The organism is Catellatospora methionotrophica, assembly GCF_011297335.1.
In the GTDB taxonomy this organism is placed as follows: Bacteria; Actinomycetota; Actinomycetes; order Mycobacteriales; family Micromonosporaceae; genus Catellatospora; species Catellatospora methionotrophica.
The window spans coordinates 40,656-59,594 of sequence record NZ_JAAOTJ010000004.1 but is presented as its reverse complement, the minus strand read 5'-3'; the positions used below and the strand labels follow the sequence as shown (position 1 = coordinate 59,594).

The window sequence follows — 18,939 nt, the reverse complement described above, 5'->3', positions numbered from 1 at the left end:
AGCCTTGCGCACGGTGAGCGGCCCACCTGCCGCAACCCACCCGCCCACTCAGCCGAGCCTGACCGGCTGACCGGGCACCAGACTGAAAGACCCTGAGATAGGAGAGACCCGAATGGGATCCGCGAAGGCGGTCACCGACGCGACGTTCGTCAGTGACGTACTGCAGTCCGACAAGCCGGTGCTGGTGGACTTCTGGGCCGAATGGTGCGGCCCGTGCCGCAAGGTCGCGCCCGTGCTCGAGGAGATCGCCCGCGAGATGGGCGAGAAGGTCACCATCGTCAAGCTGGACATCGACGCCAACCCGGAGACCGCGCGGGCCTACCGCGTCATGTCCGTGCCGACCCTGACCCTGTTCAAGGGCGGGCAGCCGGTGCAGTCGGTCGCGGGCGCGAAGCCCAAGGGCGACATCGTCCGGCTGATCGAGTCGGCGTTCTGATCGTGCGCCACCCCCGTGGGGCTCCGAGCCACGGCTCGGGGCCCCACGGGTTTGTCCGGGGCTGGTCCGTGGAACATGGTCGTGGTCCGGGGGCCGCGCCGGGACGGCGCGTCGGAACGACTACAGGTTCGAGGTCCCTACCGGCCCGTGCGGCACGATAGGCTCCGGTGGCATTTGTGAGGTTTACCAGGAGGTCCGCTGTGCGAGCCATCAAGCGCGGTGAGCGCGGCCCGGCCGTCACCGAGATCCGGTCGATCCTGGTCGCGCTGGGGTTGCTGCAGATCCCGGCCGACCCGGCCGAGGCGGACGATTTCACCGTGGTCGTGGAACGGGCGGTACGCGCCTTCCAGCAGGACCGTGGGCTCTCCGTGGACGGCGAGGTGGGCGCGGAGACCTGGCGCGCGCTGGACGCGGCCCGGTGGACGCTGGGCGCCCGCACGCTCTATTTCAGCGTCTCCGACCCGCTGCGCGGCGACGACGTACGCCAGCTGCAGGAACGGCTGCTGGAGATGGGGTACGACGTAGGCCGCACCGACGGCGTCTACGGTCCGCGTACCGCGCGGGGCCTGTCGGCCTTCCAGCGCGAGATGGGCCTGCCCCCGGACGGCACCTGCGGCCCGCAGACCCTGCAGGTGCTGCGGCGGCTCGGGCGCAAGGTCGTCGGCGGCTCCCCGCTGAAGCTGCGCGAGGAGGTGACCATCCGGCAGACCGGGCCGAGCCTGGTCGGGCGGCAGATCATCGTGGACCCGGGGCACGGCGGCTCCGACCCCGGCGTGGTCGTGCCCGACGGGCCACTGCGCTGGACCGAGTCCGACCTCGCGTACGACCTGGCCACCCGGCTGGAGGGCCGCCTGGCCGCCGCCGGCATGCGGGTGCACCTGACCCGCGGTCCGCTGCCCATCGAGGCGCCCAGCGACCTCGACCGGGCCCAGCTCGCCAACGACCTGGCCGCCGACCTGCTGATCTCGCTGCACATCGACGGGCACCAGAACCCGGACGCCGACGGGGTGGCCACCTACCACTACGGCACCTCCAACGGCGTCACCTCGACGATGGGGGAGCGGCTGGCCGGTCTCGTCCAGCGCGAGATCGTGGCCCGCACCGGCCTGCGCAACTGCCACACCCACGCCAAGACCTGGGAGCTGCTGCGCTACACCCGCATGCCCGCGGTACGCGTGGACGTCGGCTACCTGACCTCGCCCAAGGACCGGGCGCAGCTGATCGACCCGATGTTCCGCGAGCGCGTGGTGGAGGCCATCGTCGCCGCCGTGCAGCGCATGTACTACCCGGTCGAGATCGACGTCAAGACCGGCACCATCGACGTGAGCGCCCTGCGCCTGGCCCTGCCGAGCTGACCATGCCGACCACCCCCACCGCCGCGCAGGCACGCGGCTACGCCGACCGCATGCTGGTCGAGATCGCCGCAGCGCTACTCGACCGCGACCAGCGGCGCTACCGCGTCGTCTGCGAGCAGGTGTACGCCAGCACCCTCGACCAGCGGGCCGTCGACGACGCCGTGTCGCACGCGCTCGAACAGGCGGTGCAGCACGCCTGGAACAGCAACTGGCGGCCCGTCGAGCTGGACCACACGCTGCGCCGCTTCGCCGCCCGCGCGGGAGCGCCGAAGTCGGCGGGCAACTGGATGGCGCAGCTGCTCACTGACGTGACAGCGGGCCGGATGCGGGTCCATGACCCGGCCGCCGTCGACCCGCGCTGGACGGCCGAGCTGAGCGTGCTCGACGCGACCGTGTGGTGGACCGGCGACGACGGGCACCTGGCCCAGTTCGGCCGCAGGCACTCGCTGGACCGGCTGAAGGTTCTCGGTGGGGCCTTCGAGCTGATGCGCTGGCTCTACCAGGAGCTGCCGCCGCTGGAGCGGGCCGGGCACGCACCCGGTTCGCCCGCCAGGCAGCGCCGCGCGACGTCTGAGGCGACAGACGGCGCAGACCGCCGCATGCTGGACCGGATCAGGGCATTGCTTGCAAAGGCGGAGTCGACGGACTTCCCGGAGGAGGCCGAGGCGTTCACCGCCAAGGCCCAGCAGCTCATGGCGCGGCACAGCATCGACCACGCGCTGGTCGACGCCGCGTCAGGGATGAGCGACGGGCCGGAGACCCGCCGCATCGTCATCGCCAACCCGTACGAGGGTCCCAAGGCGATGCTGCTCCAGGTGGTGGCCGAGGCCAACCGGTGCCGCGCGCTCAACTTCAAGGACCTCGGCCTGAGCACGATCGTCGGCTTCGGGCCCGACCTCGACGCCGTCGAGATGCTCTACACCTCGCTGCTGGTGCAGGCGATCCACGCGATGACCGCCGCGAACCCCCGCGCCGACCGGTACGGCCGCAACGACGTGCGCTCGTTCCGGCAGGCGTTCCTCAGCGCGTACGCCCACCGCATCGGCGAGCGGCTCACCGAGGTCCGCGAAGAGGTCGACGCCGAGGTGGCCGCAGCAGGCACCGACCTGGTGCCCGTGCTCGCCGCCCGGTCCGAGGCCGTCGACACCGCGTTCGAGGACCTGTTCCCGCACCGGGTGAGCCGCACCTCGCGGATCGCCAACGCCGCGGGCTGGGCCTCCGGCCGCGCCGCCGCGGACCGCGCGGAACTGGCGGTCCGCAACCCGCTGCCCGCGGGCTAGCCCGGCCTCAGTTGGTGGTGCTGCGCACCGCTGGGCGTACGCCGGGACGCAGCAGCTCGGGGCTCATCGAACCGAGCAGCTTCTCCAGCGCGTACTCCACGTCGGACTTCCACGACAGCGCCGTACGCAGCTCCATGCGCAGGCGGGGGAAGCGCGGATGCGGACGCACCGTCTTGAAGCCGACCGCGAGGAAGAAGTCCGCCGGGGCGAGGCAGCTGAACTGCTGCGAGTCCTCCTCCGCGTGGTCGCCGAACTTCGCGTCGCCGAACGCCTCGATGGCCTTGATGCCCCGCTTGGTGAGGTCACGCGCCACGGACTGGATCAGCACCCGCCCGAGCCCGCCGCCCGCGAACGCCGCGACCACGTGCCCCGTCATCAGCTGCACCGCGTCGGGCGAGACCGGCGAGGTCGGGAACGCGTTGCCGCGCGGCACGTACATCGGCGGGGCGTACAGCACGAAGCCCGCCGGCATCCCGTCGACGTAGGCGATCTTCCCGCAGGAACCCCACTCCAGCAGGGTCTGCGAGACCCACGCCTCCTTCTCCAACCCTGGGTCGCCCGCGGCACAGGCGCGCTCACCGGAGACCGGATCGAGCTCCCAGAACACGCAGTTACGACACCCCTTGGGCAGATCCTCCAGGGTGTCCAGCGTCAGATTCACCACTCTGCGTGACATGAGCAGCTCCGTGCATTACCGCGGCAGCAGCCGCGAGCGCCGAATATCCGGCCCGTCGCCGAGCCAACTAACTGACTTTACGCCCGATTACGGCCTTGCTGCACCCTATCCCGTTGGATGGATTCGACCGAATGTCGGTTCAAGAGCCAGATGACCCAGCGTACGATTCGATGGCCAACTGTTTGTCATGCCGGGGAGGGACCGTGGCGGAGACGGGCACCACGCTCGACGACTACACCGATCGGTACGCAGAGCGCATCATCGGCATGACGGCCTCGGAGATTCGAGCTCTCTTCGCCGTGGCGAACCGCCCCGAAGTGGTGTCCCTCGCCGGTGGCATGCCCTACATCGCCGCCCTGCCACTGGACGCGGTCGGCGAGGTCATCGGCGAACTGGTCGCCAAGCAGGGCACCAGCGCGCTGCAGTACGGGCTCGGCCAGGGCATGGCGGAGCTGCGCGAGCAGATCTGCGCGCTGATGGCCGACGTCGGCATCGACGCCTCCGTGGGTGCCTCGCCCGACGACGTCGTCGTCACCGTCGGCGGCCAGCAGGCACTGGACCTGATCGCCCGGCTGTTCCTCGACCCCGGTGACGTCGTGCTCGCCGAAGGCCCCACCTACGTCGGCGCGCTCGGCGTGTTCCAGGCCGCGCAGGCGCAGGTCGTGCACGTGCCGATGGACCACGACGGCCTTATCCCGGCCGCGCTGGAGCTCGCGATCGCCGAGCAGCAGCGGCTGGGCCGCCGGGTCAAGTTCCTCTACACCATCCCGACGTACCAGAACCCGGCCGGCGTGACGCTGTCCGAGGAGCGCCGCGAGCAGGTCCTCGACATCTGCGAGCGGGCAGGGCTGCTGGTCGTCGAGGACGACCCCTACGGCCGCCTCGGCTTCGAGGGCGAGGCACCGCGCCCGCTGCGCGCCCGCCGCCGCGACGGGGTCTTCTACCTCAGCACGTTCTCCAAGACCTTCGCGCCGGGCCTGCGGGTGGGCTGGATCCTCGCCCCCCATGCGGTACGCGACAAGCTGGTGATCGCCACCGAGGCGAACATCCTGTGCCCGAGCAACTTCGCCCAGTCCGTGGTGAGCACCTACCTGTCCACCATGCCCTGGCGCCAGCAGCTCAAGACGTACCAGCAGATTTACGCCGAGCGCCGCGACGCGCTGCTCACCGCGCTGTCCGACCTGATGCCCGAGGGCACCACCTGGACGCATCCCGCAGGCGGCCTGTTCGTGTGGGCGACCCTGCCCGCCGGGCTCAACTCCAAGGCCATGGTGCCCCGCGCCATCGCCGCGCGCGTCGCGTACGTTCCGGGCACGGGCTTCTACGCCGACGGCACCGGGCAGCAGCACCTGCGGCTGAACTTCTCGTTCCCGCCGCCGGAGCGCATCCGGGAGGGCGTGCGCCGCCTCGCCGGTGTCGTCGAGCAGGAGCTGGCCACACGTGCCGTCTTCGGTGACACCGGGCAGCTGGACGCGGTCACCGAGCTGCCGCGGCCCGGTGCGCACGCGCCCGGTCCCGACTTGGCATGATTCGAGGGTGACCGCACCGTCCGCCTCGCCCGCCGTCCGAACCGATCTCCGCTGCCTGGTACTGGCCGGTGGCCTGTCCTACGAGCGTGACGTCTCGCTGCGTTCGGGCCGCCGGGTGCTGGACGCCCTGCGCGCCGTCGGCGTCGAAGCCGAGCTGCTCGACGCCGACGGCGCTCTGCTGCCCGCGCTGAAGGCCGACCCGCCGGATGCGGTGTTCATCGCCCTGCACGGCTCCACCGGCGAGGACGGCTCGCTGCGCGGCGTGCTCGACCTGTGCGGCGTGCCCTACGTCGGGCCTGACGCCCGCTCCGCCCGGCTCGCCTGGGACAAGCCCTCCGCCAAAGCCGTGCTCGTCGAGTGCGGCATCGCCACTCCCGAGTGGGTGGCCCTGCCGCACGACCGGTTCTCCGAGCTCGGTGCCGTGGCGGTGCTGGAGCGCATCGTCGACCGGCTGGGCCTGCCGCTGATGGTCAAGCCCGCGCAGGGTGGCTCCGGGCTGGGCGCGGCGGTCGTCCGGGACGCCTCCACCCTGCCTGCCGCGATGGTCGGGTGCTTCGCGTACGACCAGACCGCGCTCGTGGAGCGCTATGTCGAGGGAGTCGACGTAGCGGTCTCGATCCTCGACTTCGGCGAAGGTCCGTTCGCGCTGCCCGCAGTCGAGATCGTGCCCAGCAACGGCGTGTACGACTACGCGGCCCGCTACACCGCCGGACTCACCACCTGGCATACGCCCGCCCGGTTGTCGGCCGAGACGAGCGCCGAGGTCGTCAAGACGGCGCTGGCCGCACACCAGGCGCTCGGCCTGCGCGACATGTCGCGGGTCGACCTGATCGTGACCCCGTCGGGGGAGTGCACTGTCCTGGAGGTCAACGTCGCCCCCGGTATGACCGAGACCTCGCTGTTGCCGATGGCGGTGCAGGCCGGCGGGCTCGACCTGGGCGAAGTGATCGCCCGCCTGGTGATCCAGGCCGCAGAGCGCCCGGCAGGCTGACCGCCTACCCACATGCCGCACAGGAGAGGCCCGGTTCCACGTGGAACCGGGCCTCTCCTGTGCGGTGTGCGCTGGACCTTCACCGAACCCGATTACGCCCGACTCGACGAAGCCGGGGGCACCGGGTCGGCCACCGGGAACGCGCCTGCGGCGGTGTCAGGAGTCGGTCAGCTTGGCCGGCGCCTGCCAGTCGATGCGCGGCGGCTGCGCGAGCGGCGTGCCACCGAACTCGGCCAGCCACGCCGCGACGTGAGCCAGGCTCTCCCGCCAGTGGTCCTCGGCGATCGGCGGCAGGATGTCGTCCCACAGGGGCAGGAACGTGCCGCGCAGCTGCAGCTGCCCGACAGGGCGAGCCATGAACCACACGTGCAGGTGTGCGGCGCCGTCGCCCCACCGGTAGACGTGGACCCGTGCCACTTCGTCCAGCGAGCGAATGGCCCGCTCCAGACGCACCGTCATCACGCCGAGTTCCGCGGCGAGGAGGTTCGGCAGGTCACCCAGGTCGAGGTGGGATCTGGGCTCCAGCATGAGCACCATCGGCAGGCCCGTGGGCCGGTCCATGGTGCGTACGCGCCAGCGCTCGTTCACCCAGATGTAGGCGTCGTCGGGTGCGGTACACGCCGTGCAGTCTGCCGAGTCCTCACCCTTACGGGCGGGCTCGGTCGCGACCGGCGGGTCAAGATGCTTGATCTTGAAGTCGCCCTCGAACGGGAACGAGGGCCACGCAGTGAAGCCGGGAAGGGGCATGGGGGTATCGGCCACCTGCAGAATCTAGCCCAGCCAGGCGGTCCTGTCTCCCCCCGGCTGTGGATTACCGTGGCTCGGTTTCACGTGAAACCACAGCCCACAGGGTGCCTGTGGATAACTTTGTGGATAGGCGGGGGACGTCCTGTGGAATGCCGCACCGTGACCGGGGTTACGCCACCGGCGTGCAGAGCGCTGTCACATCAGTTCACGTGCTGATCCCGTTGGTAGCGCATGGATTCTGCGCGTTCTCGATGCTGGTTTCACGTGAAACATGGCCTGTGGATAACTAGCGCTCGGCTGTGGACATCGGACGGTCCAGGGCTGTGGACAGCGGATACGTGACCTTCCTCGCACTTGGGCAGGGCTGTGGAGATCGTTGACCTTGGGCATGCGGGTTGTGGATAACTCCATGGAGCCTGTGCATGACTGTCCGCAGGCTTTGGGCTTCGCAGAGTCCACTCGATCGGGCTGGCCGACCGTGGCATTACGGGCCTGATCCTGCCCTGCAGGCCGGTGCTTGATCCGTGTCTGGGCCCGGGCCCAGACTGTCCGCTCCCGCTGCGGTTCGATCGCGGGGGGGTCTCGGCCGGCTTGAGCCCGGCCTGCCATCGCGCTGATCGCTTAGATCACGAGTGTGGTCGGCCCGTCCAACCAAGCCGAGTTCGTGGTACCTGCTGGTTGATCGAGCCGCCTCGGACGCGGCTCAATCAACCGACAACCGGGCACGTCGCGGTCGGCGTCGCCCGGTGCCAACACCGGCAGCTGAGGGCTCCTGCCATCCACGCGTTGGTCGTCGTCGACTGCGGCAGGCCCAGGGGGAGTGGGCCTGGTCTTGGTGCCTGTTCCGCGGGCGTGATGTGGAGCCCTAACTGCACAGGCCGACTTGCGTGCAACCGAACTCGCTGAACCCAGGTGTTAGGCCCGGACCGGACCCGACCGGGCAGCTGCAAATGGCATCGGTCGTCGGCAGTGCCGGTGCGACCGGTAGCACCGGCCCGTCACTGCGCCATGATCCACGGCTGCATCGTGCCAACCGGCGTTGTTCAGAGCACCGTGCTGCGCCCGGTATTCGACAGGCCCGCCGCCTGTTCAAGAGCGGCATAGGTCCGGAAGAAACCCTGCCGTGGACCTGCCAACTGCGGCGGCCGTACGTCCCGTTGAGCACGCGCACTCTCCTGCGTGTCCTCCCAGCCTGGCTTCGTGGCTAGTCAGCCACGCCTTCCCCGGTGACTTCGGCTGCCAGGGCACTAGTGGTCCTGCCGCTCAGCGTTTCCCGCCGCCGGTAGTCGCCGCCCTGGACAACCTGCCAACCTGACCCCACCGAGTTCAACCTTCCGTGGACCAGGGCCACGTTCGCCAGTCCCATCGAGTCTGCCCCTGGCTCCACAAGAAGCGGCACGATGACCTGTCCAGCTAGTCGCGGATCGCTGCGATTCAGTCCTCCGCCAAACGGTCCTGGAGTTCCACCGTCAGGCGTCAGGCGTCAGGCGTCAGGCGTCAGGCGTCAGGCGTCAGGCGTCAGGCGTCAGGCGTCAGGCGTCAGGCGTCAGGCGTCAGGCGTCAGGCGTCAGGCGTCAGGCGTCAGGCGTCAGGCGTCAACGATCTGGGAGTGGGCGGGGAACGTGCTGACGCGCCACGAGCCTGCGGGATAGCGATCACGAGTCAGTTGGGGTGGCATGGGTTCGACTCACGAGACGATTACTGGTTGCTTCTGGTGAACCATCGGGGGTTTGGTTTCACGTGAAACCACGGTGATCGTGTAGTCAGGAAGACGCCGTTGCCCGCAGCAGAATCCACCGGGCCCCGGTCGGCGAGTCGCCAATGTTCGCCAGGGTCCCCGTTAGGCGGGCGGTTGCTCTCTTCCCATGGAGGTACAGGTCGCCGGTTCCGGTGGCTGCCCTATCCAGTAGCCGTCGCGCTGGCCGTACTCGAACGTTCCCAGCCGCCCGTGCATGGCGCAGATCTGACTTTCTAATCCGCTACGCCGCTACCCGCCTACAGAGGCTCGCGCTTGAACCCATCTCAACCGTCGACCAAGCTGATCCGACCCCAGCCAGCCGGGCATCGAGCGCAAGCTTCGATCGGCAAGCCGGCTCATCGCGCCCCAGCGGTACAGCTCGTACTTTCGTGTGCTCCCTCGGCACACGGCCGGTCGCCCAAGACATCGGGGGGCTCTTACTAGCCTGCCCGACCTTCACAACACGGCTGCGAGTCGAAGGAAGGTCGCTCGACGTGTGCGTCTTCTCTCCCAGACAGTTCCGTTCGGCTTCGCCGCCCAGCGCTTGGTGGTCGTGCAACGCCTAACGCCCAACGTCAACCGGGACGGCACTCAGCGCCCATCCATATCCGTGGCGCGTGCGTGGCGCGCCTGGGGGAGTGCGGTAGGGCCAACCTCGTTGGCCTTCTAAATAGTGCAGGTGACCGCTAGCCCAGCCGTTTGCGGCTCCTCAGCGGTCACCTCCCCTGCACCCGGATGCAGCCAGTGCCGTGACGATCCGGGCCACGACCGGGCCGCCTTCATGGGCGTCCTGAGACGCAGGTGAGGGCGATCCTCTAAAGCCTTGTGAGTAACACCCAGCACCAACACGGCCTCCCTACGCGACGAGACCTACAATCCATCCCACTCACGCAACGCCGATACAACGGCAGGGATCCTGTGCGCTCAGTCTGGGAGGACCTCCGACAGCAGGACCACTGCGACTGACGAAGACCAGTTGCCTCAAGGTCCTCAATCAAGTCGGCCGCCTGTGAAGGTCGCACCCCGCCCACGTAGTCGTTCGTTCTCGTGACACCCACCGAGTGTCGGCCTAGCTCTCGCGCCCGTGTTCCCGACGGTCGCGTGTTGAGCCCTGCTGCTTCCAGGGCCGGGCAGGGTTTCGTGGTGCGATGCCGCGGGTGGCGGCGTGGCGGACTGCACGGAGGCGTCTGACGAAATCCGGGTAGCCGTCTGAGTGGCTACCGACGCCTCAGTTATCCGGCGCGACTTCTGCCCATCCTTCCATGCTGCTCCAACACCCTCGCCTTTAAACCCGATCATCGTGTTTCACGTGAAACAGTGCGCAGCCACGTTCGGCTTACTCCGCCCGACTGCATCCGCTCGGCTGCCTCACCTGAACCGCACTATCAGGCCGCGCCGCCGTATACATCGCTGCCGAGTGACAGCATCGCCATCAGACATCGTCAGGCCACCGCAGCCTCAAGGCGAGCCCGGTTAGCGCCGCATCCCACACACGCCGGTGTCGCTCGTAGCGACCTCCATGCAGAGTGTGGCGTCTTGTGCTTGTGGATGTCCCAGATAACAGTCCCGCCGTAAGCCGCTGACAGGTGAGGCGGCACAACAGATGTCAGCACGTTCCACGGTTCGCATGTCCGGCCACGGAAGAACATCTGCGGTGGTAGCGCAAAGCCACACGCTGTTGGGCGCGTTCACTCAGGTTGGTAGTCAGGCGGCTGACGCGTCGGTCTCGTACCTGAACCGGAAGGGCCGTGGTCGGACACCAACGTCCCGCCATCGCAGGGGCAATCCCGAAATGGCCCACGACTAAACGTCAGGACTACCTCTCCGGATACACAGCAACGGAACGAGCACGATGGCGACGGCTGTGAGGCAGGAGCCCGCCTCTTCGACTTCGCCTGCAACTTCTAGCACGGCGAGTTCGGGTGCCTTCTCGGTCCGAGTGCCAGGTGTGCGACTGGCGGGTGTGCGAGTGCCGGGTGTGCGGGGCGTTGAATGTTCGTGGCCGCCGCCTGGGTCAGACTAACCCGTCACCAACATCGGTCCGCGTGCGGTCTGGTTCCCGAGCCCGCCTGGATCCCGAGCCCGTCTAGGTCCCGGCACGGCTTCTCCAGAGTCCAGTCCAGCCGGGCCGAACGCGCCTGCGCTGCGACGGCGCGATCCAGTAGCCAGCGACGTGCAACTCCGGATCCAGAGGCGGATCAGCCGGAACGATCCAGGATGTCTTGCCGCGTTGGAGCGTCGAGCGGGTCCGGCTCAATGCCAGCTCACTTGCAGCCCTATCCACGAGTCGAACCATCCGCGTACACGGCCGGGCGCCTCGCTGATTGAGCCGGGCGCCAAGGCGCGGTCGCCGTGTTCTGCTGCTCTCGACGAGCGCGCTGGCGGGGCCCTCCTAAACTTTCGAACCCCACTATGCGGACTGGCCGTCCGATGAGGCTCACAGCTAAAGCCGGCATCGCCTTACGCACCCAGCTCCGCCCGTCATCACGAACCGGCACTGAGGCGCTTCCGGAATCATCGGCTCGATATCTTTGCGGCTTGGAGCACACCCCGCACGGGCACGGGCACAACAGTCTCCGTACTCAACCAACGAACCGACGGGCGGCTCCTCTGTCGGCTGTTAGGGCGTTGGTCTGTCGGCTGTTAGGGCGTTGGCCGGATGTCCCGGCGCGCCCTCAGGTCGCGCGCCTACCACTCACTCGTCGACCAGAGCCAGCGGACGCCACGGCGTCGCCATGGGCTCTCGTCCGCACGACTTCACAAACCGCGCTCGACCTGTGCCACCCGAACGCGCCGCCCGAGCGGTTAGCGCATGGGTCACCCACGCACTGACCCATCGGGCGCGAACCCGGGCGAGGTCCCCGCGGCGTCGGTGCAGGCGGAGTCATGCCGAAAACCGTGGTCTGCTTCCCACGGGTTGGTTCACGAAACAATCAAGTAGGCCCGTTGCGCCACGGCCCCTGCGGCGTCGGGCATTCCAGCATGCTTTGGATCTGCCCGATCACCGCGACTTCTAAACAGTCCGTCCCAACATCACGGCAGCCGCCCTCGGCTCGCTGCTCTCTTGTGCCGACTGTGGCCGCGCCATCGCCGCCCAGGGGAGGGCAACGGCTTTAGCTTCACCCTTGCGAAGTGCACCCCGACTGGCATCTTGCGTGAACGCCCTCAAGGGCACCACGGAGGGCCGGCCCACGAACAACACTCCGGGATCGTTCTACCGCACCGATCCATCTGTATCGGCTGCGATGAACTCCACGGGCGGCTTGGAGGCCACCCACTGATTGGCGCTTCCAAGTCGCTGGGCTACTGGCTGGGCGCGGCAACGCCTACGCCACCCTGCCTCGGCTACCGCCGACCGCATCAGAACTCGCGCGCCTACGCGCGCACATCAAGCAGGAGCCCGCTGTCGTGGTTTCACGTGAAACCACGAGATCGTTACCGAGAACGGGTGCCGCAGCTTCCGCTATCCACCGATCCGAACTGACCGGCCCGCACCCTCCACCCGCCGCCATTCCCGTGGGCGCCTACAAGCCCGCCAGCCACACTTACCCTCCTCCCGGGCAGGCAGGACCGGCCGCCGAACCAGGCGCCATCGGTTCCGCTGATGCGAGACGAAACGACGATGCGCTGCCCACCGCGGCCGACCCAGAGCTGACACAGTCCGAGCGGCCGGTTCACCGCGTCCGTCCCGCGCATCCGCGCTTGCAGTCCACCACTGGCAACGGTGAACCGGCACCTAGACCACCCGGTAGTGGACGGGTCTACGTGGTTGGCGCGACGACCTCAGGCTGCGGGTGGCATGGCCGAACGCCGCGACGTTCTACTTCGCCTGTCAGTATGCGGCGCACTGGGCGGTCCTCGGTGCCGCCATCGCCCAAGGGGTCTAGTCCGACAACCACTGCCTCGCTACGGCAAGGGCGCTCAGCCCATACCCAAACGATCTCTCTGTTTCACGTGAAACATTGCACTGACTCATCCGTTGACGGCGTAGCCACTCCTGCCTCCGAATCAACCCGAGGCGATCCTCTCCGGGCTCTCCCGACTGACACCACGGCGGCACGCCGGTGTGCATGTTAGGCGCGCGACCGCAAAGGATCGACCCCACGTACATGGGGGATGGGTCGAGCGTATGGCCGACCTCAAGCCGCCCCGTCCGGTCCCAGCGAACGCCGCCGTCCGACCCCTGATCCGGCTCAGATCTCGATCGACTGCGGATCCGGGCTCCAGCAGTGTCCAAGCCGCGTGCGGCCCTGGCCTCAGCACTGTCGACTTCCCAGCCCCGCTCAGCCCAGTAGTGGCCGAGCCCTCAGCCCCCTCCCGCCCGAATCCTCCGCGGAGCTCTAGTCCTCGCGCAGGTGGCTCCCTCCAGAGGGCTGGCTGCCAATGTCGGCGCTGAGTGCGGTGCCGCGACTGCTGGCACGCCCTACTCTCCAAGACCGCCAGGACGCCCTGTACTACGAACTCCACGCGTCAGAGCCATCAACGAAGTTCTTCCACGTGCCCCGTCGCCAGCGTGGAGCGTGGAGCGTGCAATCTGATCGGGGGTTGAGTCAGCTTGTGGATCTGCAATCGCTCGCCATGTGGAGTGGGACCGACAGGTCTCGAGGTCACGCGCCGCCCCTACGTTGAACCCATCTGGCCCCAGCCGGCCGTACTCCGTCCAACCCGTCTACTGCAGTCACCGGAGATATCTTGAGCAACCCGAGGATGCAGAGGCGGGAACGACCGGGGGAGAGCGACTACCTCCAAGGGGCCGGTAGCTCACCGACGATCTCTTCGTCGGCCCGACAGCATGGCGGCTCGGTGGTGCTCAATGACGATGACTAACCTACTGGAGTCGAGCAGCGCCATGAACCCGTTCCCAGGCATACGCTCACAGGCTCCAGCGTCTCGGCACAACCACGGGGTTCGCAGATCGAAAGCGCCCAACCACCCAGCCTCGCCGACCACCGACGACGAGCTAAGCAGCCCCCAGGGGTAACGGCGGCAACCGGTGCTCCCTCATTCCTGTCGCCGGTTCCGACCACTGGGTTCGACCCAGCCGACTCAACCCGCGAGCCTCGTATAGCGCCTGACTCGAACGCCGCAGTTCGAACGAACCAACCCGACCGACACTGTTGGTGCACCGCCAGCCCAGCGCAGTAGGCGCGCACCGAGAATACGGGGGCTTGTGCTACCAACTGCCCCCGCACCGCAGGCACCACATCATTACGCTGCACTCCGCCGGGTGAGCCGCGGTCCCGCGTGATCTAGCCCTGACAGCGAGTCTGAGAAGAGCCAAGGCATCGCACCGGCTCGCACACGTACTGCCAAGGCGGCTACCGCTAGCGACGGCCTCGGCCTGTCATGGCCGGGTGGCCGAAGACCGTTTACAGCACAAGCCTGGCTGAGGCTCACCCCACCACATGTCCCGGCTCAGCGGTTGTCGCCGCTGCCGCCCAGCACGCCTCGGCCCTGGCGGCTGGCCAGCTTGGCGAGGTTGGCCGTCGCGATGTCGTCCAGCGACAGGTCGAGGTAGTCGGCGAGTACGGCGATGTACCAGAGCACGTCGCCGAGCTCCTTGGCGATGTCGGCCCGGTCGATCCGCGCCTCGTCGCTGTCCAGGTCGCGTACCCACTTCTTGAACTTCTCGGCGATCTCACCCGACTCGCCGACGAGCCCGAGCACCAGGTGCAGCAGTTCGTTCTGCTTGTCGCGCGCAGCAGCGGTACGGAGGGCACCGCGCTGATACTCGTCCAGCTCCATAGCGGACCAGTATGGCCGACCCGCCCCTGTGTACGCTTCTGTGCCCCGATACGGCGGCCGGAAAGTTCGCAGGCGATGCGTAGGAGAGTGGGCAGCAGAGCCGAGCGATCGGGGACGAAAAAAGGGGCCGCCCGAACTCGGGCGACCCCTTCATCAACCTAGTCTATTCCTGATTCTCCACGCCGATGATCCCGACGATGCGCTCCAGGTCGTCTACCGTCGCGAACTCTATCGTGATCTTGCCCTTGCTCCGGCCGATGTCCACCTTCACCTTGGTGTCGAACCGGTCCGACAGGCGGTCGGCCAGGTCGACCAGGGCGGGGGCGTGCGGCTTGGCGCGCCGCTTGCCCGCGGACTGCTTCGCCTCGCCCTCCGCGTTCGCCAGGGTCACGAGCTCCTCGGTCGCCCGCACCGACAGGCCTTCAGCCACGATGCGGGTGGCCAGCTTGTCCTGGGCTTCGGCCTGGTCGAGGCTCAGCAGTGCCCGCGCGTGCCCGGCGGAGAGCACACCGGCGGCGACCCGCTTCTGCACCTGCGGCGGCAGGTTCAGCAGACGGATGGTGTTGGAGATCTGCGGGCGGCTGCGGCCGATCTTCTTGGCCAGCTCGTCGTGCGTCGCGCCGAACTCCTCCAGCAGCTGCTGGTACGCCGCAGCCTCTTCGAGGGGGTTCAGCTGTGCCCGGTGGATGTTCTCCAGCAGCGCGTCGCGCAGCATGGCGTCGTCGCGGGTGTCCCGGATGATCGCCGGGATCATCTCCTTGCCGACCGCCTGGGCGGCACGCCAGCGCCGTTCACCCATGACCAGTTCGTACTTGTCCTGGCCGAGTTCGCGGACGACGATCGGCTGCAGGAAGCCGACCTCCTGAATGGAGATCTTCAGCTCGTCGAGCATCTCGTCGTCGAAGATCTGCCGGGGCTGCTTCGCGTTGGGCACGATCGAGCCGACCGGGATCTCGGCGAAGCGAGCTCCGGGCACCGGTGCCAGGTCCACGACCTGTGCGGGCGGCGGCATCTCCACGACCTGCGGCGCGGCCTCCACAACGGCCACTGGGGCCGCCGGGGGAGCGGACACCGGTGCAGCCTCGACCGGCGCGGCCTGAACCGGCACCGGGGCAGCCACGGGCTCGGCCGGGGCGATCGGGGCCGACGGGATCAGCGCACCGAGACCACGGCCGAGGCCTCCCTTACGAAGGGGGGGCGGGGTCATGCCGGCGCCTCACCTTCGGTGCTGATGCTGTTCCGCGTGGTCATGCCGCAACTCCGATCTTCGCGCCGCGCTCGGCGATCTCCTGCGCGGCCTCGAAGTAGCTGGTGGCTCCACGCGAACCGGGATCATAAGTCATGACCGACTGGCCGTAGCTCGGAGCCTCGGAGACGCGCACGTTGCGGGGGATGACCGAGGTCAGCACCTTCTCCCCGAAGTGGTTGCGCACGTCCTGCTCGACCGCGTCCGCGAGGCGGGTACGGCGGTCGTACATGGTCAGCAGGATCGTGGACACGTCCAGGTTCGGGTTGAGGTGGGCCTTCACCAGGTTGATGTTGTTCAGGAGCTGGTTCAGGCCCTCCAGCGCGTAGTACTCGCACTGGATCGGGATGAGCACCTCCTGGGCGGCGCACAGCGCGTTGACCGTAAGCAGGCCCAGCGACGGCGGGCAGTCGATGAAGACGTAGTCGAACTCCATCGGGAAGCCCTGGATCGCGCGGCCCAGCCGCGACTCGCGGGCGACCACGGAGACGAGCTCGATCTCGGCACCGGCGAGGTCGATGGTGGCCGGCACGCAGTAGAGGTTCGGGATGCCCTCGACCGCCTGCGCCACCTCCTCCATCGGCACCTGGTCGATCAGACAGTCGTAGACGTCCGGCACGCCCGCGTGGTGCGGCACGTTGAGTCCGGTCGAGGCGTTGCCCTGCGGGTCGAGGTCGACCACCAGGACGCGGTTGCCGTGCAGGGCCAGGGCCACCGCAAGGTTCACGGTCGTGGTCGTCTTACCCACGCCGCCCTTCTGGTTGGCGACGCACATGACACGCTGCCGGGTCGGGCGAGGCATCGTCACCTCGCCGCTCGGGTTAAGGATCTGTACGGCGCGCATCGCTTCCATGGCCAACGGTGGGTCCTCCGAACTACCGGACGCTGTCGTGTTCGCGTCAGAAGCACCGTACGCGGTCGCACTCTGATCCTCACCCGCGACATGCGTAGAACTGGGTTGAGGGCGGGGCGACGGCGGCCGGTTCGCCGGGGGAGCGGACACCGGCACGTAGCCGGTGGCACCGTGCGGAGCCGAGGAGAACTCCGCGGGCGGCACACTGCTCCCCGGCGGCGGCACCGAGGCCGTCGCACGGAAACCGGTCGCGTCGGGGCTCGCCGGACCACTGGGCACCGAGGTCGGACCTGCCGCGCTGGACGTGTACGTATACGTGTTCGCGACGGAAGGCCTCATACCGGAGCCCGGGTTGGCGGCGCCTCGCTGCGCCGGGGTTGATGTTTCACGTGAAACAACGCCGTAAGAGCCCTGGGGGAGGCTCATGCCGTAATCCTGCACCGTGTCATCCCTGCCCGCATCGGATCGGATGGCTGCGCCGGCCGGTCCGGCGCGCGCTGGCGTCTCTGTCGGCGGTGCAAGGACCGCACCCGCGACAGTCGGGTCCACATTATCGACGCGCGGCCAGCCTACGGCTGTCGGGCGACGGAAGCTACCACAGTCGTCCGGTTGGGCACGCCCGAGACCGCCTTCTGGCTGGACATACACCAAGAATCCCGGCACGAGTGACATGCGACATCCGAGTCGTCTCTGCGCGGCGGAGGCACCCGGCCAGCCCTCGGCGACGGGAGCCACCGGGGAGGTCCGCATGACCCTGCGGGCAGGCGGGGCGCCGGTGGCCAGCACCGCGCCGGACAGGGGCGAGCGGATGGCGGAACCCGCGCCGGGAAACGCCCCGGCATAGGCCCGCGGGCGCGCCAGGTCGGCCGAGGCCGACGTGCCGGCACCTTGCAGGACACCCATCGTCGTGCGCCCTCTCCGTGAGCGGAGGGCGCCTCGCTCAGCGCCGGTGTCCTCCGCGCCCTGCCCGCCGGTTCGGCTTGGCAGTCTTCGGCACGAGCTCACGCTCCCGGACGATCTCCACCACCGTGGTGGGCGGGTCGATCAGCCCGACGCCGCAGTGGTGGATCACGGGCGCTCCGCCGCCGAGCCGGGCCACGGCTTCGCCGTGCTCCACGATCTCGTCAGCGGCCGACATCCCCTTGAGCGCCAGCAGGCGACCTCCCCGCGAGGCCAGCGGCAGGCACCAGCCCGCCAGCCGGTCCAGCGGCGCCACCGCGCGAGCGGTGACGACGTCCGCGCTGAGCTGGCCGATCTGCTCCTCCGCGCGGCCGCGTACCACGGTGACCTGGCCGGTCAGGCCGAGGGCTGCCACCGCTTCCTCAAGGAAGGCGGTCCGACGTGCCAGTGGTTCAACCAGAATGACCGAAATATCCGGTCTCGCCACTGCCAGCACGATACCGGGCAGACCGGCTCCGGAGCCCACATCGAGCACCGTGGCGGAGGGAGAAATCAGCTCAGCGACGGCGGCACAGTTGAGCAGGTGCCGGTCCCACAGCCGGGGAGCCTCGCGCGGGCCGATCAGACCGCGCAGCACGCCGTCGGTGGCCAGCAGCTCGACGTAGCGCGTGGCGGTGTCGAGGCGGTCGCCGAACAGCGTCTCGGCCGCCGGGCGCAGGTCGGGGGAGAGCACGGAGCCGGCCACCCCGTCGGGGATGACCGGCTCCGTCATGTCGTCGGAACTCACGCGGGACGTACCACGATCCGGCGGTTGGGCTCGACGCCCTCGGACTCGCTCTGCACCCCCGCCGAGGCGTTGACCACGTCGTGCACGCACTTGCGCTCGAAGGCCGACATCGGCTCCAGCTTCACGGCCTCGCCGTGCTGCTTGACCTTCTCCACCGCGTTCTTGGCCAGCGCGCCCAGCTCCTTGCGGCGCTGGTCCCGGTAGCCGCCCACGTCCAGCAGCAGGCGGCTCGGCTCACCGGTCTGCTTGAAGATCGCCAGGCGGGTGAGCTCCTGCAGCGCCTCCAGCGTCGCTCCGCGGGGGCCGACGAGCGACTGCAGCCGACTGCCGACCACCTCGACCACCGGACGACCGGCGGAGACCAGCTCGTCGATGTCGCCATCGGCGTCCAGGATGTCCAGCAGGCCCTCGATGTAGTCCGCCGCGATCTCGCTCTGGCGGAACAGGTCGGCGTCGCTGGCGGCCTTGCGCTTGGGAGCGGCGGCCTCGTCGGCGCCCTCCTCGGACTCCGCCGCGGCCTTCTCGGTCTCCGTCTCGGCGAGGTCTTCGACTGCCACGTCGTCCAGCTCAGTCTGGTCGGTCACGTTTTTCTCCGGGTGTTCGGTCCGATCAAAACCCCGTGATCGGCCCCGCGCCTCACGGCGCGGGGATCACGA

11 protein-coding genes and 1 pseudogene are annotated in these 18,939 nt (G+C 68.7%); 5 read left to right on the top strand and 7 right to left on the bottom strand.

Features of this window, described 5'->3' with window-relative positions:
* Window positions 1-112 precede the first annotated feature (112 nt).
* The 3 genes from trxA to HAV40_RS12870 all read left to right on the top strand — a co-directional run bounded on the left by trxA (window position 113) and on the right by HAV40_RS12870 (window position 3,071).
* On the top strand, window positions 113-436 hold the full coding sequence (gene trxA, locus HAV40_RS12880) for a thioredoxin (RefSeq protein WP_166381203.1): 324 nt from the start codon (window positions 113-115) through the stop codon (window positions 434-436).
* A 200-nt stretch (window positions 437-636) separates the two neighbouring features.
* Window positions 637-1,791 (top strand): N-acetylmuramoyl-L-alanine amidase, encoded by a 1,155-nt coding sequence (locus HAV40_RS12875; RefSeq protein ID WP_166381202.1) that lies wholly within the window; start codon window positions 637-639, stop codon window positions 1,789-1,791.
* 2 nt (window positions 1,792-1,793) lie between these two features.
* Window positions 1,794-3,071 carry a DUF2786 domain-containing protein gene (locus tag HAV40_RS12870; protein ID WP_166381201.1) on the top strand — a complete coding sequence of 426 codons (1,278 nt, stop codon included), beginning with the start codon at window positions 1,794-1,796 and terminating at the stop codon, window positions 3,069-3,071.
* A 7-nt stretch (window positions 3,072-3,078) separates the two neighbouring features.
* Here HAV40_RS12870 and HAV40_RS12865 read toward each other — a convergent pair whose 3' ends face one another.
* Window positions 3,079-3,747: a GNAT family N-acetyltransferase gene (locus tag HAV40_RS12865; protein ID WP_166381200.1), complete on the bottom strand. Its 669-nt coding sequence runs from the start codon at window positions 3,745-3,747 to the stop codon at window positions 3,079-3,081.
* Between the two features lie 266 nt (window positions 3,748-4,013).
* Here HAV40_RS12865 and HAV40_RS12860 point away from each other — a divergent pair, with 266 nt between their 5' ends.
* Both HAV40_RS12860 and HAV40_RS12855 read left to right on the top strand, forming a co-directional pair.
* Entirely contained in the window at window positions 4,014-5,276 is a 1,263-nt protein-coding gene (locus HAV40_RS12860; protein WP_240935356.1) for an aminotransferase-like domain-containing protein, read from the top strand.
* 7 nt (window positions 5,277-5,283) lie between these two features.
* Entirely contained in the window at window positions 5,284-6,267 is a 984-nt protein-coding gene (locus tag HAV40_RS12855) for a D-alanine--D-alanine ligase family protein (protein WP_166381198.1), read from the top strand.
* 168 nt (window positions 6,268-6,435) lie between these two features.
* Here the strand turns inward: HAV40_RS12855 and HAV40_RS12850 are convergent.
* The 6 genes and pseudogenes from HAV40_RS12850 to HAV40_RS12825 form a co-directional block, all read right to left on the bottom strand.
* Window positions 6,436-7,029: pseudogene (locus HAV40_RS12850) on the bottom strand (hypothetical protein); the annotation flags it as partial.
* Window positions 7,030-14,167: 7,138 nt separating this feature from the next.
* Complete coding sequence (locus HAV40_RS12845) at window positions 14,168-14,497, bottom strand: nucleoside triphosphate pyrophosphohydrolase family protein (RefSeq protein ID WP_166381197.1); 330 nt, start codon at window positions 14,495-14,497, stop codon at window positions 14,168-14,170.
* A 163-nt stretch (window positions 14,498-14,660) separates the two neighbouring features.
* Window positions 14,661-15,704, bottom strand: a complete 1,044-nt coding sequence (locus HAV40_RS12840; RefSeq protein WP_166381196.1) for a ParB/RepB/Spo0J family partition protein — start codon at window positions 15,702-15,704, stop codon at window positions 14,661-14,663.
* A 40-nt stretch (window positions 15,705-15,744) separates the two neighbouring features.
* On the bottom strand, window positions 15,745-16,935 hold the full coding sequence (locus HAV40_RS38865; RefSeq protein WP_409364957.1) for a ParA family protein: 1,191 nt from the start codon (window positions 16,933-16,935) through the stop codon (window positions 15,745-15,747).
* A 601-nt stretch (window positions 16,936-17,536) separates the two neighbouring features.
* Complete coding sequence (rsmG, locus tag HAV40_RS12830) at window positions 17,537-18,268, bottom strand: 16S rRNA (guanine(527)-N(7))-methyltransferase RsmG (RefSeq protein WP_166381471.1); 732 nt, start codon at window positions 18,266-18,268, stop codon at window positions 17,537-17,539.
* A gap of 11 nt (window positions 18,269-18,279) precedes the next feature.
* Window positions 18,280-18,849: a Jag family protein gene (locus HAV40_RS12825; RefSeq protein WP_166381470.1), complete on the bottom strand. Its 570-nt coding sequence runs from the start codon at window positions 18,847-18,849 to the stop codon at window positions 18,280-18,282.
* Window positions 18,850-18,939 lie beyond the last annotated feature (90 nt).